The organism is Brevibacterium sp. 'Marine', from assembly GCF_012844365.1.
GTDB lineage: Bacteria > Actinomycetota > Actinomycetes > Actinomycetales > Brevibacteriaceae > Brevibacterium.
Genome location: NZ_CP051626.1, coordinates 2,340,814 through 2,355,247, shown reverse-complemented (window position 1 = coordinate 2,355,247; position 14,434 = coordinate 2,340,814). Strand labels below are relative to the sequence as shown.

At 66.2% G+C, this 14,434-nt stretch carries 13 protein-coding genes; 6 read left to right on the top strand and 7 right to left on the bottom strand.

The features are described 5' to 3' along the window. Positions 1-260 precede the first annotated feature (260 nt). Positions 261-2,201 carry a 1-deoxy-D-xylulose-5-phosphate synthase gene (gene dxs, locus HF684_RS10670; protein WP_169252445.1) on the top strand — a complete coding sequence of 647 codons (1,941 nt, stop codon included), beginning with the start codon at positions 261-263 and terminating at the stop codon, positions 2,199-2,201. 60 nt (positions 2,202-2,261) lie between these two features. Here the strand turns inward: dxs and HF684_RS10665 are convergent, their stop codons facing one another. After that, the gene (locus HF684_RS10665; RefSeq protein WP_248278881.1) at positions 2,262-3,413 is read right to left on the bottom strand and encodes an HRDC domain-containing protein; all 1,152 of its coding nucleotides are present in this window, start codon (positions 3,411-3,413) and stop codon (positions 2,262-2,264) included. Positions 3,414-3,430: 17 nt separating this feature from the next. Continuing rightward, positions 3,431-4,045, bottom strand: a complete 615-nt coding sequence (locus HF684_RS10660; protein ID WP_169252443.1) for a DUF3000 domain-containing protein — start codon at positions 4,043-4,045, stop codon at positions 3,431-3,433. A 168-nt stretch (positions 4,046-4,213) separates the two neighbouring features. On the opposite strand from HF684_RS10660, the gene hemE reads away from it, so the two are divergent. From hemE to hemQ, 3 genes are read left to right on the top strand one after another with little or no spacing between them, the layout of a single operon-like run. Continuing rightward, entirely contained in the window at positions 4,214-5,260 is a 1,047-nt protein-coding gene (hemE, locus tag HF684_RS10655; protein WP_169252442.1) for a uroporphyrinogen decarboxylase, read from the top strand. A 4-nt stretch (positions 5,261-5,264) separates the two neighbouring features. After that, positions 5,265-6,704 (top strand): protoporphyrinogen oxidase, encoded by a 1,440-nt coding sequence (hemG, locus tag HF684_RS10650; protein ID WP_169252441.1) that lies wholly within the window; start codon positions 5,265-5,267, stop codon positions 6,702-6,704. A 22-nt stretch (positions 6,705-6,726) separates the two neighbouring features. Then, positions 6,727-7,437, top strand: a complete 711-nt coding sequence (hemQ, locus tag HF684_RS10645; RefSeq protein ID WP_169252440.1) for a hydrogen peroxide-dependent heme synthase — start codon at positions 6,727-6,729, stop codon at positions 7,435-7,437. A 125-nt stretch (positions 7,438-7,562) separates the two neighbouring features. Here the strand turns inward: hemQ and HF684_RS18775 are convergent, their stop codons facing one another. Continuing rightward, positions 7,563-7,850 carry a hypothetical protein gene (locus tag HF684_RS18775; protein ID WP_248278880.1) on the bottom strand — a complete coding sequence of 96 codons (288 nt, stop codon included), beginning with the start codon at positions 7,848-7,850 and terminating at the stop codon, positions 7,563-7,565. 142 nt (positions 7,851-7,992) lie between these two features. On the opposite strand from HF684_RS18775, the gene HF684_RS10635 reads away from it, so the two are divergent. Further along, on the top strand, positions 7,993-8,469 hold the full coding sequence (locus HF684_RS10635; RefSeq protein ID WP_169252439.1) for a MarR family transcriptional regulator: 477 nt from the start codon (positions 7,993-7,995) through the stop codon (positions 8,467-8,469). A gap of 4 nt (positions 8,470-8,473) precedes the next feature. Here the strand turns inward: HF684_RS10635 and HF684_RS10630 are convergent, their stop codons facing one another. Both HF684_RS10630 and msrB read right to left on the bottom strand, forming a co-directional pair. After that, a complete protein-coding gene (locus HF684_RS10630; protein ID WP_248278879.1) occupies positions 8,474-9,007 on the bottom strand; it encodes a GNAT family N-acetyltransferase in 534 nt (177 codons plus the stop codon). Between the two features lies 1 nt (position 9,008). Further along, positions 9,009-9,458, bottom strand: a complete 450-nt coding sequence (gene msrB, locus HF684_RS10625) for a peptide-methionine (R)-S-oxide reductase MsrB (protein ID WP_169252438.1) — start codon at positions 9,456-9,458, stop codon at positions 9,009-9,011. Between the two features lie 156 nt (positions 9,459-9,614). Between msrB and HF684_RS10620 the strand changes: the two genes are divergently transcribed. Then, entirely contained in the window at positions 9,615-10,814 is a 1,200-nt protein-coding gene (locus tag HF684_RS10620; protein WP_169252437.1) for an alpha/beta hydrolase, read from the top strand. 10 nt (positions 10,815-10,824) lie between these two features. Here the strand turns inward: HF684_RS10620 and HF684_RS10615 are convergent, their stop codons facing one another. Together HF684_RS10615 and HF684_RS10610 are read right to left on the bottom strand one after the other, a co-directional pair. Next, positions 10,825-13,530, bottom strand: a complete 2,706-nt coding sequence (locus HF684_RS10615; protein ID WP_169252436.1) for a penicillin acylase family protein — start codon at positions 13,528-13,530, stop codon at positions 10,825-10,827. Between the two features lie 33 nt (positions 13,531-13,563). Beyond that, positions 13,564-14,418, bottom strand: a complete 855-nt coding sequence (locus HF684_RS10610; protein ID WP_169252435.1) for a DUF817 domain-containing protein — start codon at positions 14,416-14,418, stop codon at positions 13,564-13,566. Positions 14,419-14,434: the final 16 nt, after the last annotated feature.

Sequence of the window (14,434 nt, the reverse complement as noted above, 5' to 3'; positions counted from 1 at the left end):
CGTGGGTGGGGGTGGGCGCGAATGCGACCATCACTCATCGGCAGTCTCTCAACACCGTGCAGCAACGGGGTGGTGTGCCACGAACGGTGAGGGGCGCTTTCGCAAGGGTGTGAATTGCCAGCGCCGAGGTGGTGTGACGGGAAGGATGAGGGGCACTGCAGCGCGGAGAAATGCAGCGAAGGGTGAGCGACGCATCTGTGAGCGATAGGATGGGGCGAATGGAATCTGTCCGCCAACGATGACGTCAGAACTGAGGCCGCATGACCTTTCTCGAATCCCTCGGCTCGCCGGCCGATCTGCGTCGACTCGACGCGTCGGAATGCGACGTGCTGGCCAAAGAGATCCGCGACTACCTCATCACGACCGTGTCCGGCACGGGCGGACATCTGGGTCCCAACCTCGGCGTCGTCGAACTGACCATGGGCATCCACCGCACCTTCGACTCGCCACGCGACACCATCATCTTCGACGTCGGCCACCAGACGTATGTGCACAAGCTGCTCACCGGCCGCCGCGAGGAGTTCTCCACCCTCCGGCAGCGCGACGGGCTCTCCGGCTATCCGAGCCGGTCCGAGAGCGATCATGACGTCGTCGAGAACTCCCACGCCTCGGCCTCGCTGTCCTGGGCCGACGGCATCGCCAAGGCCCGCCAGCTGACAGGCGAGGACGACCGCCACGTCGTCGCCGTCATCGGCGACGGGGCTCTGACCGGGGGAATGGCCTGGGAAGCGCTCAACACCATCGCCGCCGACACCTCCACCCCGCCGCGGCGGCTGGTCATCATCGTCAACGACAACGGCCGCTCCTACGCCCCGACCGTCGGCGGATTCGCCGCCCACCTCGACGAACTGCGCACCACCTCGAGCTACGAGAGGCTCCTGAGCTGGGGCAAAGAGACACTCCGCCAATCCGGCCGACCCGGCCGCGCCGCCTACAGCGCCATCCACGGCGTCAAACGCGGACTCAAGGACATGGTCAGCCCACCCGAGACCGGAATGTTCGACGAACTCGGCATCAAATACCTGGGTCCCGTCGACGGACACGATCAGTCCTCGGTCGACAAGGCCCTCCAGCTGGCCAAGCAGTTCGACGGCGGTCCTGTCATCGTCCACATGATCACGCAGAAGGGCCACGGATTCGACCCGGCCGTCAACGATGACGCCGACCAATTCCACTCCGTCGGCGTCATCGACCCCGTGACGGGCAAGTCGACACCGTCGAAATCGACATCATGGACCTCCGTGTTCGGCACCGAGATCTGCGAACTCGCCGAAGAGCGCGAGGACATCGTCGCGATCACCGCGGCCATGCTCCTGCCCGTGGGACTGGCGAAATTCGCCGCGGAGTTCCCCGACCGCGTGTTCGACGTCGGCATCGCCGAACAGCATGCGGTCGCCTCCGCCGCGGGGCTGTCCTACGGCGGCCTCCACCCCGTCGTGTGCATCTACTCGACGTTCCTCTCCCGGGCCTTCGACCAAGTGCTCATGGACGTCGCTCTCCACCGTCAGGGCGTGACCTTCGTCCTCGACCGCGCCGGAATCACCGGCCCGGACGGAGCCAGCCACCACGGAATCTGGGACATCGCGATGCTGCGCGTCGTCCCCGGACTGCGCCTGGCCGCACCCCGCGATGCCGCCCGGCTGACCGAAGAGCTGCGCGAAGCCGTCACCGTCTCCAACGCCCCGACCGTGGTGAGATTTCCCCGCGGCAGCGTCGGGGCCGACATCCCGGCGCTGAGGCGGCTCGACGACGGCGTCGACATCCTCCGTGAGTGGCCGGCCGGGTCGAAGCCCCATGTGCTCATCGTCTCCGTCGGACCCTTCGCCACGTTGGCCGGGGACGTCGCCGACCGTCTGGGCGAGCAGGGGCTGAGAGCCACGATCGTCGATCCCAGATGGGTGCTGCCCGTGCCCGGATCCGTCGTCGACCTCGCCGCCGACCACAGCCTCGTGGCCGTCATCGAAGACGGAATCAAGATCGGCGGTGTGGGTTCGCAGATCCGCTCCGACCTGCGCGAAGCCGATTCGCGGATCGGGGTGATCGAACTCGGCGTGCCCGATGAGTTCCTGCCGCAGGGAACACGCGACGAGATCCTCGCCGAGGTGGGCCTCGACGTCGACACGATCGTGGCCGAAATTCTCAAGGCCCTGCCCGCCGAGGTGGCCGATCGAGCCGATCGGAGTTCCCGCCGCGCGGTGTGAGTCCATGCCCTCAGAGGCGACAGAGGACCGACGCTCGACCCGCGGGACTTGAGGGTGAGCTCAGGCCTGGGGGAGTCCGGCCAGGGTCTTCTTCAGCACTGGGGCGCTGAGCTCGATCTGCCAAGGCCTCGCCCCCGCCTCGGCGAGGTAAGCCTCGACATCGACGCTCGACTCCGCGGCCAGCGACTTCACGAGTGCCGGCTGGAGGAGAACATCGTGGGGGATCGTCAGCTCCTCGGAGAGCTGTGACATCGCGGACTTGAGAGCGGCCACCCGCTCCTTGAGTTCCGCCGGGTTGAACTCGCTGCGCTTCGACCGTCCGCGCTCGGACCGTCCCGGCAGCTCGTCGGCACCCAACCGGGAGGCCTTGCGGTAGGCACGGAAGAGTCGGGCCGCCTCGGCGCGGGAGAGCCTGCGCCACTGAGCCAGGATGTCGTCGCTGGACTTCACACCGGATTGAGCGAGGGCGACGAGCTCACGATCGCGCAGGATCTTCGTGGGAGCCAGATCGGCCTCACGCGCCATGGAATCCCGGGCCTGCCAGAGCTCGCGGACCCGGGCGATGTCGCGGCGGGACCTGATCTTCGACAGTCCATGCGTGCGTCGCCACGGCTCATCGAAATGCTTCGGCGTGAAATCGAGCAGGTGGGTGAACTCCTGCTGCGCAAACTCCCACCGGTCGGAGTCGAGAAGCTGCTGGTGGAGGATATCGCGGATCGGCAAGAGCACTTCGACGTCGAGGGCGGCATAGTTCAGCCACTCCTTCGGCAGCGGACGTGTCGACCAATCGGCGGCCGAATGCTCCTTCGCCAGCCGCACACCCAGGGTGCGTTCGGCGACCGCGGCCAGACCGAACTTCTCCCACCCGAGCAGTCTCGCCGCCAGTTCGGTGTCGAACAGAGCGGCCGGGCGCATCCCGCGCTCCTGCAGACACGGCAGGTCCTGCGTCACCGAATGGATGACCCACTCATCGGTTCCGAGGGCCGGGTTGAGGCCGCTGAGATCCCCGAGCGTCTCGGAATCGAAGAGGAATGTGCCTGCACCCTCACGGCGCAGCTGCACGAGGAAGGCGCGCTGACCGTATCTGATTCCGGAAGCACGTTCGGCATCGATGGCGATCGGACCCTGGGCGGCGGCCAGACCGGCGATCGAGGAGGAGAGGTCCTCTGGGGTGTCGACGACGTCGGGGATGCCGTTCGCGGGTGTTTCCAAAAGCGGTAGTTCAGATGTCATCGACGGCGCCCGGGCAGGGCTGTGACTCCTTCAGGAAGTGGTGGCAGTCCGGCGACTGTGCTGAGCAGATCGATCCAGGCTTCGAAGTGATTGCCGATCAGATCCGGCTCGTCAATCACGGGTGTCCACGAAGCGCGCAGCTCCAAGTCTATCGTGGCCGGGCGATCAGCCAGGGTGCCGAAGCTCTCGGACAGGACCCGAGTGGTCGTCCCACCGGCGGCGAGCACCTGGCAGTCGTTGGAGTCGAGGGCATCTTCGAGCCAGCTCCACGCGACGTGCCCGAGCATCGTCTCGTTGCCGAGCTCGTGTTCGAGCTCGGCACGGATGTAGGAGACCACCCGGAACGATCCTTCCCACTCCTCCGGGGCGGCGGGATCGTAGAGGACGACGATGCGGCCGGTCGCGAGTTCGTCGATGGTTTCGCCGCTGGCCCGCAGGAACGTCTCATCGGCGCTGACCTCGGCCCCGAGAGCATAGGAGTAGGGGGCCAGTCTGGCCGGAGCGGGGATCTCGGAAATCGACACGTTGTTCGTGCTGCGCGCCTGACGCAGCACCGACGTCACGGCGGAGAACTCCGCCGGAATGCGATTGAGAGGTGAGGTGTTGACCACAGTTGCCACGATAGATCAGCCATGCGGACAGGGGAATCATCCACGCCGAGGCGGCCCCGGACATTCCTGCGGCCCGTGTCCTCGGCCGCATGCTGAGACGGCAAGACGAGCCGTCTTGAAACCGCTGCCGAGTGGGCATGAGCGATCGAAGAATGGGAAGATGGCCCCATGACATCACCCCTGTTGGCTGCCCTGCGTTCGGAGCCGGTTCCGCACACTCCCGTCTGGTTCATGCGGCAGGCCGGCCGCTCCCTGCCCGAGTACCGCACGCTGCGCGAAGGCACGCAGATGCTCGATGCCTGCCGCGACCCCGAGATGGTCTCCGAGATCACTCTCCAACCGGTCCGCCGCCACGGCGTCGACGCGGCCATCTTCTTCTCCGATATCGTCGTCCCGCTCCAGGCCGCCGGTGTCGATGTGGAGATCGTTCCCGGCGTCGGTCCGGTCATCGCCTCCCCGGTGCGCTCCCGCGCCGATATCGACGCCCTGCCCGAACTCGACGCCGCCGATATCCCCGATATCGCCGAATCGATCCAGCGGGTGACGGCCGAACTCGGCGAGGCCACCCCGCTCATCGGCTTCGCCGGCGCTCCGTTCACCCTGGCTAGCTACCTCATCGAAGGCGGTCCGAGCAAGAACCATGAGAAGACGAAATCACTCATGGTCTCCGACCCCGAGGCGTTCTCGACACTGCTGAGCAAGCTTGCGCAGATGTCGGCGACGTTCATCGACGTGCAGCTGAACGCCGGCGCCGAGGCCTTCCAGCTCTTCGACTCCTGGGCCGGCTACCTCGCTCGGGAGGACTACGAGAACCACGTCCTCGAACACTCGACCGCGGTCTTCGACGCACTGTCCGGACACGATGTGCCCAGCATCCACTTCGGAGTGCAGACCGGTGAGCTGCTCGGCTCCATGGCACAGGCCGGATCGACGACCGTCGGCGTCGACTTCCGCGTCGACCTCGCCGATGCCGCCACTCGCGTCAACCCCGGTCAGGCGCTCCAGGGCAACTTGGACCCGGCCCTGCTCTTCGCCCCGTGGGAGGCACTGTCCGCCCGCGTCGAGGCGATCGTGCGCAAGGGGCTCGAACTCGACCGCGGATTCGTCTTCAACCTCGGCCACGGCGTCCTGCCCGACACCGACCCCGAGGTGCCCGGACGCGTCGTCGACCTCGTCCACCGCGTCTCGGCAGAGATCCTCGGCGGTCGCGGCTGATCCGATGAGTGAGATCACCGTCGTCGGGGGAGGGATCTCCGGCCTCGTCGCCGCCTACCGGCTCTCCGCCGACCACCGAGTCACCGTGCTGGAAGCCGGTGACCGCCTCGGCGGCTGTCTGAAAGCAACCACGCTTGATGGTGCCGTGCCGGTGGGCATCGACACCGGAGCCGAAGCGAGCCTCAACCGTCGTCCGGAGACCAAGGGCCTGGCCGCCGAACTCGGCCTCAACCCCGTGTTCCCCTCGACTCAGCACAGTTCGCAGGTGCTCAGCCGGGGAAGCCTGCACGCGATCCCCAAACGGACGATCATGGGGGTGCCCGCCGAGGCGTCCGAGGTCGAAGCCCTCATCGGCGCCGAGGCGGCCGCCCGCTTGGCGGCCGAACGGATCACCCCGCCGATCGAGGGTGATGACGTCTCGCTCGGGGACTTCCTGTCCGCGCGCCTCGGCGGCACCATCGTCGACGCACTCGTCGATCCTCTGCTCGGCGGGGTGTACGCGGGCCGCTGCCGGGACCTGTCCCTGGCCGAAACGGTGCCCGCACTGCTGCCCGCCGCCGTCGAGGGCACCTCGGTGCTCGACCTCGTCGCGCAGCTCCTCGCCGCCCGCGACGCCCAGACCGCGTCGGCAGGGAACCCGGAACCGGTGTTCATGAGCTTCGAAGGCGGAATCAACCGCCTCATCCCGGCCCTGCACGAGGCGATCGTGCTGGGCGGCGGGACGGTCCGCCTCGGCGCCGGTGTCACCGGGATCGACCGCGACGGTGAGAGGTGGATCGACCGCGACGGTGAGAGGTGGATCGTCCGCGGTGAGGGGGGCGACATCGAATCCGATGGGCTCATCCTCGCCACGCCCGCGTATGTGACCGCCGGGCTGCTGAGGCCTGTGGCCCCGGAATCGGCGGGTCGCCTCGGCGAGATTCCCTACGCCTCCACCGCCTTGGTCGCCGCTCTCGTCGACCTCGGGGGAGTCGAGCTGGAGGGGTCAGGGTTCCTCGTGCCCGCGACCGAGGGCACATTCATCAAGGCCTCGACATTCGTGTCGAACAAGTGGCCGTGGACGGCTGACCGCATCCCCGCGGGGACGGCCCTGGTGCGGATGAGCATCGGACGCTTCGGCGACGGGCCCGATGTGTGGAGCAGTCTGACCGATGAGGAGATCATCGGACGAGCCTTCGCCGATTGGCAGTCGATCACCTCCCGCCCGGAGTCGCAGCTGGTCGGCTCGGAAGTCCAGCGCTGGGACTCCGCACTGCCGCAGTACCTGCCCGGCCATGCCGGACGCATCGCCGCCATCGACTCGGAGATCGCGGGCCTGCCCGGCCTCGAACTCGCCGGATCCGCCTATGGGGGAGTCGGCATTCCCACCTGCATCGCTCGCGCGGACGCAGCTGCCCAGAGACTGAACCGACCCGCCGATGACGACCGTGACACGTCAGAATGAAGAGAAGACAGAAGGAGCAGATATGAGCGAATACACTCAGCCCACCGACGCCCAGATCGAAGAAGCGAACGAGCAGACGCGGTATATCGCCTACTCCGTCTTCGCCTCAGCCGGAGAGCTCGGCGATGCCGACCGCAGGGAACTCGCCGATGAGCTGCATGCGGCTCTGGCGCCCTTGGCCGAACGCGGCCTCATCGTGCGCGGAATCTATGACGTCTCCGCTCTGCGCGCCGATGCCGATGTCATGTTCTGGTACCACGCCCCCGAGATCGAGGTCGTTCAGGCCGCGTACTCGGCGATCCGCCGCAGCCTCATCGGCGGAGTGCTCGAACCCGTCTGGTCCGTCGTCGGAATCCACCGCCCGGCCGAGTTCAACAAGGCGCACCTGCCGGCTCTGCTGACCGATCCGGAACCCGGCGATTACATCTGCGTGTACCCGTTCGTGCGGTCCTACGACTGGTACCTCCTCGACCCCGCCGAACGGGCGACGATGTTGCGCGACCACGGCATGGCCGCCGCCGGGTACAAGGACATCAAAGCGAACACGATCGCGTCCTTCGCACTCGGCGACTACGAATGGCTGTTGGCCTTCGAGGCCGCCGAACTGCATCGCATCGTCGACCTCATGCGCGACCTGCGCAACACCGAGGCACGCCTGCACGTGCGCGAAGAGGTTCCGTTCTACACCGGACCGCGTCGCGAACTCGTCGACATCATCTCCGACTGGCGCTGACCGAGCGTCGTTCGCCCCGCCGGGTCCGAGAACGGGCCCGAGGCCGGCAGAACCTGTGGCAGAGAAAGGGCCGCCGCACCGATCCGGTGCGGCGGCCCTTCGCGTGGTCGGGGAGTGACCGGCGGCTATCTGCTGCCCTTCTTGACCACATAGGAGTGGCCGCTGGCGTCGGTGCGCATCTCCAGGCCCATGGCATCGAGCTGCTGATGCCGCAGAGTCTCGTCCTCGTAATAGCCGCCCGGACGAGTGTTGTCGACCTGGGCCGGGCCGACGATCTTGCGGAAGAAGTTGTTGAGCCAGCCCACCCCACGCTGAGACCCCGGATACTCATCGCCCTTCCGCGCCGAACGTGCAGGCTTCCGGTCCTGCTTGCGTTCGGAACCATCGGCGGAAGGCTGCGAGGAGGACGACATAGAGGGGATCCTATCGACGTGGTGCCGCATGGGCTCGGACGGTCAGACTTCACCAACAGTGTACACTAATCATTAGTGCACTAAGTAATTCCTGAGGAGGGTGCACGCCCTGATTGCCGAGGCGGAGGATCGACGACGCACGATGCTGGAATCTCAACGTTCGACAGAGCAGCTGGACAATCCGCTGGCGCTCGAGAGCCAGATCTGCTTCGCACTGGCGGTGGCCTCCCGCGGGGTGATCGGTGCCTATCGGACCGTGCTCGAACCGCTCGGCCTGACCCATCCGCAGTATCTGGTCATGCTCGCGCTGTGGCAGCACGAGAGGCTGCCTGTGCGTGAGATCGCCCGGCTGCTGCGTCTCGAACCCGCCACAGTGTCCCCGCTGGTCAAACGCCTCGACGCGCTGGACTATGTGACGAAGACGCGCAGCGGCAGCGACGAGCGGATCGTCGAGGTCACGCTCACCGACACCGGCCGTGAGCTGCGCAAGACCGCCGAGGCGATCCCCGGGACGATGATGGCCAAGCTCGGCATGGACGTCGACGGAGTGCGCGAACTGCACGCGGTGATGCAGAAGATCATCGCCTCCGTCGACGCCGCCGCCGAGGCCGACGACTGAACGATCAGCCGGCCGGGCGCTCCATCGGGGTGTGCTCGATCCCGTCCTCGTCGAAGCGGGGACCATTCGGGACGAAGCCGAAGGACGAGTACAGCCGGCCGAGGTGGGACTGCGCATTGAGCGTCAGCGGTGTGGCCGACCAGGCGTCGACGATGTCGCCGAGCAGTCGCCGGCTCCAACCCTGACCGCGGGCGTCGGGGTGGGTCGCCACACGACTGATGCTGCGCGCTCCGGGGCGGGCGGCCGGTCCGTCGGGAATGTCAGCCGGGAGCAGCCTGGCGTAGGCCCATGGTGAGAGATCGCGTCCGTGCTCGGCACCATGAGTGTCCGACATCACCGCCTCCGGACGCGGGTAGAAGAAGTGCAGCGTCTCCGGCAGGGTATCGACTCCATCGGCGTCGAGGAAGACGCATTCCTGTTCGACGACGAAGGCGAGGGAGCGCAGCTGGAGGATTCCGTAGAGCTCTGCCGGCAGGAGCTGGTCGAAGGTCTTCACGACCGGTTCGGTCGCCTCGCTGATGCGAGGTTCAGCTGTCACCTCAGCTGTCCGCAGCGTCGGTGTTGAGCTTCAGAGAGATCGAGTTGATGCAGTAGCGCTGGTCGGTCGGAGTGCCATAGCCCTCGCCCGAGAAGACATGGCCCATGTGCGAATCGCAGTTCGCGCAGCGGACCTCGACCCGTTCCATACCCAGCGAGTTGTCGCGGATGTAGCGGACCCGGTCTTCGGCCAGAGGCGCGTAGAACGACGGCCAGCCGCAGTGTGAGGCGAACTTCGTCTCCGACGGGAACAGGTCGGCTCCGCAGGCCCGACACTGGTACATCCCCGAAGTCGTCTCATCGTTGTACTCACCGGTGAATGGGCGTTCGGTCCCGCCCTGGCGCAGCACTGCGAACTCCTCGGGCGTGAGCACGTCCTGCCAGCGGATCTCCTCGGCCGCTGCCCCCTTGTTCGTCGACGTTCCAGCGTTGATATCGGATGACTGAGTCATCGTGACCTCCGGTCTCTGTCCTTCACGGTGATTGCGGTGCGGGGGAGATGGTCTCCGCCCTTGGTGAGTGCGACTGCGAGCGGCACTCGCCCATTCCGCACAACAGCGTTTGGTGCCTGATCATTCCGTAGGCAACAATGAACACAGGAGGTTTTCATGGTCCGCGACACGAAGTTCCCCGCCCGCCTGCTCGCCGCCGGTATCGGCGTCGGCGCCGGACTCGGTGCCCTGATCTCTGTGGCGTCGTCGGGCTTGGCCGCCTACTTCGCCCGGAAGATCATCGTTCCGGAGAATGCGCCCGAAGAACTCGACATCCTGCACATCGACGGTTTTCCGCCGAATATGCGCATCCACCTGCCCGCCGATGAGGAGACCACGGTGCCCGGCACCTATGGGCTCTACTTCAATCAGGGGTCGGGGCACGCGGTGATCGGCGACATCGTCGAATACGATCCGCGCTCACGCACCGTCTCCCGGGAGATCCTGTCCGTCACCCGCGGTGATATCCGCCGGGCCTGGCGGGGACGCTGGACCGGCGTCGTCTATCCCGATCCGATCGCGGCCGGCGTGAACTTCGAGGACATCGAGATCCGCTCCGATGCCGGGAGCCTGCCCGCATGGCTGCTGCCGACCGATCATCCCGAGCCTCAGGACACCTGGGCGATCCTCATCCACGGTCGTGCGAGCACCCGCGCCGAAGGTCTGCGTGCCGCCCCCGTGCTCAACACCCTCGGTGTGCCCGCGATCGCCATGTCCTATCGCAACGACGCCGAGGTGCGGGTGGAGACCACATCACGCTACGGACTCGGCGACACCGAATGGATCGACGTCGACGCGGCCATCGACTTCGCCGTCTCACACGGGGCGAAGAACATCGTGCTCTTCGGTTGGTCGATGGGCGGGGCCATCGCCCTGCAGGCGGCCTCCCGCGGACGCAATCGCAGATTCGTGACCTCACTGGTCCTCGACGGACCGGTCGTCGACTGGGTGAATGTGCTCGACGGGCAGGCGAAGAAGAACCTGCTGCCGACGCCGATCGCCAAACTCACGCTCGAGATGATCACGCAGCCGTGGGCACGTCCGATCACCGGCCTGGAGACCCCGCTCGACCTCGATCGCATGGACTGGGTGACCCGTGCCGCCGAACTCGACGTGCCCGTGCTGCTCATCCACTCCGACGACGACGAATTCGTCCCCTCCGGACCGTCTCACGCTCTGGCCGGGGTCAGGCGGGACCTGGTGACGATGCCCTCATACAGCAAGGCCCATCACACGAAGGAATGGAACATCGACCCGGTGCGCTGGGAAGACGATGTCGCGAACTTCCTCGAGGCGAAGATCCTGCCCAAGGACTGAAACCCCGCCCTCACGGTTCGAGCGTGAGCGTGTCCTCAGCCGCCGCGGCCACCGCCTGCTTCGAATACGGCCAAGGGCGATTGACATTGGCCGCCCAATCATTCGTCTGATCGTCGTAATGCGGGTGGAAGGCATGCCCGGATGCTCCCGTGAGGTTGATCCAGTTCGACGCGTCGAAGTTCGACAGATCGACCGTCTGCCGCATCGACGGCACCCAGTTCGTCTCATATCCGACCGAGGCGTCCCAGCCGGTGGCATGGACGACTCCCGAGCCGCCCGAGACCTCGTAGGGGCCGCGGTTGAACAGCTTCTCCACCGGCGTGATCCCGGATTCGCCGAGACTCGCGTTGCGGATCGTCAGTCGGTGCAGGATTCCCCACCGCCAGGTCACGGGCTCCGGTCCCAGCAGGTCCTCCGTCTCCGCCCACGCCGTCTTCATAGCCTTGCGCAGAGCCTCGTCCCGACCTTCGACGCCGTGGCTCGACCACCACCTCGAATCCGGGTCCTCGAGGAGGTCCGCGAGCACGAGGTACCACCGCGATCCGCCGCCGGGGGACACCCCATCGGGCAGCTTCGAACTGATCGTCTGTTCGAGCAGCGTCTTCGTGAGCACGTTGAAGTAGGCGGCTCCGGCACTGCTGGCGGCATCAAAGCCGTTCCACGCCTTGAGCAGCTTCTTGGCTTCGAGGATGTCCTCATCACCGTGGGAGTGGATCTTGACGGCTTCGGGCACGAGTTTCGCGGCAAACGGATTCTGGTCGTCGTTCTGGATCTCCGCCATGTCCGTCGGCCGCAGCTTCCGGCCCTCGGCGACGGCATCCTTGATGCGTTTCGTGATGCGGCGGGCACGATCTCCGTAGTCGAAGTCCTCACCCAGCTGCACGGTCTCGCCGGGGGAGGCGACCGGGTTGTTCGCGGTGACGATCCACCCGCGCTCCGGGTTGTACAGGCTCGGCAGGTCGTCGAAGTCGACCCAGCCCTGCCAGTCCTCGTCGGACTTCCAGCCGCGACGGGGCACGGTGCCGTCGGCCTGTCCTCGACGCGGGATCATCCCGGGGGCCTGATAGCCGATATTGCCGGCGACATCGGCGTAGACGAGGTTCTGGGAGGGCACGTCGAACAGGGACGCCGCATGCCGGAACTCCTGCCAGTTCGTGGCCTTGTTGATGGCGAACACCGCCGAGGCGGTCGTGCCCGGGCGCAGAGCCGTCCAATCGAGGGCGAGACCGTAGTGCTCCTCGGCCGGTCCCGATTTCGGATCCTGCGAATCCGCCCCGGTCGTCGCATCGAGGACCTTGCGGTAGGTGCCCTCGAGCTTCGATACGAGAGGGCCGTTGCGGGTGGAGCGGATGGTGATCTCGCGCGGGTCCTCGCCCGCGACCTCGATCGTCTCCTTGCGGACCTGCAGCGGTTCGTCACCGTCGTCGTGGATGACCTTCCCGTCGCGGATCTTCTCCACCACGAGGTCGGTGACATCGGCGCCGAGATTCGTCAGTCCCCAGGCGATCGACTGGTTGTGGCCGATGACGACGCCGGGCAGTCCGGAGAAGGAGAACCCGGTGACATCGAAGGGGCACTCGTCGGTGACCTTCTTGCATCGCAGGCCCACCTGGTACCAGACCGAGGGCATCGCCGGGGCGAGGTGCGGGTCGTTCGACAGCAGCGGACGACCGGTGCTCGTGTGCTCCCCGGAGATCACCCACGAGTTCGACCCGATATCGTCGCTGTTCTGTCCCAGCATCGGCGGCAGCGAATCGAGCGTGTTCCGCAGTTCGAGGAGATCATCGGTGGGGACGGCAGCCTCGGTGTCGGTGCTCCCCGTTCGGGGTGCCTCGGTGACGGTGCCTCCGGCCCGTGCCTCATCGTCCTCCCGTGCACGGTCGTCGACATGGGACTCGTCGTCGGCGTCATCGCCGCTGCGGTTCTTCGGGGCCTTCTGGCCGGCCTTGCCGCCGAGGATCGTCGGACGGGTGTCGTACGGATAGTCCGGATAGAGATCGGCCATCTGCTCGTCGGTCAGCTCAGAGCCGAGAATCGACCGGTCGATCTCGTCTTCGAGATTCGATCGCAGGTCCCAGGCCATGGCCTTGAGCCAGGCGACACTGTCGACCGGGGTCCATTCCTCGACCTCGGTGCTGCCGGACTCGATTCCGAGGACGGCGTATTCGAGGGACAGCTCTGTGGGGGACTTGTCCTTGAGATAGGCGTTGACTCCGTCTGCATAGGCCTCGTAGTAGCCCAGGCTCGTCTTATCGAGCTTCCTCACCTCCTGCTCGGCGACCTTCCGCCAGCCGAGAGTGCGGATGAAGGTGTCGGTGCTCAGCTGGGATCTGCCGAAGAGCTCGGAGAGCCGTCCCGAGGTGACATGCCGGCGGAAATCCATCTCCCAGAACCTGTCCTGAGCGTGGACGAATCCTTGGGCCAGGAACAGGTCGTGCGCGGTTTCGGCCTCGATGGTCGGCACACCCGATTCGTCACGGTGGACGGTGACCGGTGCGTCGAGCCCCGGCAGCGAGATCTCACCATCGGTGGTCGGGAAGGACCGACGGACGAGGAACAGTCCGACGAGGGCGAGGATGAGGGCGAGAACGAGAACTCCGGCGATGACGCGCAGCAGCACACGCGCGCTGACCGACAGGGTGGAACCGCTGGATGGGCGGAGCACCTTGAGCAATGCGCTCGATTCTGTCTCATTCTGCGCATCGGGTGCCGCCATGAGTCTCCTTCGGCCGTCCTGAATGTTTCGGTCTCAGCAAGTATAGGTGTCAGGTGGCTTGGGTCTGTGGACGAAGGTCACGAGAACGACGGAGATCATCATGAGCAGGAACCAGGCCACCAGCTTCGTCAGCGGCACCAGGTGCCAGCCGTCGTCCTGACTCGGGTACAGCCAGGCACCGGCCGCGGTCCCGATGTTCTCGGCCACCCAGATGAAGAAGGCGACGAGGACGAAGGCCAGCAGCACCGGCATGGTCAGTGTTCTGCGGTGGACGTGGAAGTACATGCGGCAGCGGAAGAAGACGATGACGGTGGCCAAGACGAGGAGCAGTCGGAGGTCGAGGATGAAATGGTGGGTGAAGAAGTTGACGTAGATGGCGGCGGCGATGATCACGGTCAGCCGCCTCGGCGGGTAATGGCAGAAGCGCAAGTCGAAGAGACGGTACACGCGGGCGATATAGGAGCCGACTGCTGCGTACATGAACCCGGTGAACAGGGGCACGGCACCGATGTGCAGGACCCCGCCGGGGGCGTAGTTCCATGAGCCCACGGCGGTTTTGAAGACCTCCATGCCGGTGCCGACGACGTGGAAGACGATGATGACGATGAGCTCGCGACCGGTCTCGAGCCGAGCGACGAGCATCCCGATCTGAACCAGCACGGCGAGGATGACGAGGAAGTCGTTGGCGGCGATGGCCGCGTCATCGGGATAGAACAGTGAAGTGGCGATGATGGCGGCGAGCATGAGGGCGCCGAAGAGGCAGGCCCACGCCTGTTTGACTCCGAAGGCGAGGAACTCCCGAATGCCGGCGGGAACCCGGGGGAGCAGCCTGTCGGCAAAGGCGTCGAGGACCGCCTCGAGTGTGGTGAGTTCGCCGCGATCAGCCATCTGCTGAAGTACCCAC

What these genes read in the sequence shown, in the direction of transcription:
- dxs (WP_169252445.1), top strand. Translation starts at nt 261, where the DNA reads ATGACCTTTCTCGAATCCCTCGGCTCGCCGGCCGATCTGCGTCGACTC.
- hemE (WP_169252442.1), top strand. Translation starts at nt 4,214, where the DNA reads ATGACATCACCCCTGTTGGCTGCCCTGCGTTCGGAGCCGGTTCCGCAC.
- hemG (WP_169252441.1), top strand. Translation starts at nt 5,265, where the DNA reads ATGAGTGAGATCACCGTCGTCGGGGGAGGGATCTCCGGCCTCGTCGCC.
- hemQ (WP_169252440.1), top strand. Translation starts at nt 6,727, where the DNA reads ATGAGCGAATACACTCAGCCCACCGACGCCCAGATCGAAGAAGCGAAC.
- HF684_RS18775 (WP_248278880.1), bottom strand. Translation starts at nt 7,850, where the DNA reads ATGTCGTCCTCCTCGCAGCCTTCCGCCGATGGTTCCGAACGCAAGCAG.
- HF684_RS10635 (WP_169252439.1), top strand. Translation starts at nt 7,993, where the DNA reads ATGCTGGAATCTCAACGTTCGACAGAGCAGCTGGACAATCCGCTGGCG.
- msrB (WP_169252438.1), bottom strand. Translation starts at nt 9,458, where the DNA reads ATGACTCAGTCATCCGATATCAACGCTGGAACGTCGACGAACAAGGGG.
- HF684_RS10620 (WP_169252437.1), top strand. Translation starts at nt 9,615, where the DNA reads ATGGTCCGCGACACGAAGTTCCCCGCCCGCCTGCTCGCCGCCGGTATC.
- HF684_RS10615 (WP_169252436.1), bottom strand. Translation starts at nt 13,530, where the DNA reads ATGGCGGCACCCGATGCGCAGAATGAGACAGAATCGAGCGCATTGCTC.
- HF684_RS10610 (WP_169252435.1), bottom strand. Translation starts at nt 14,418, where the DNA reads ATGGCTGATCGCGGCGAACTCACCACACTCGAGGCGGTCCTCGACGCC.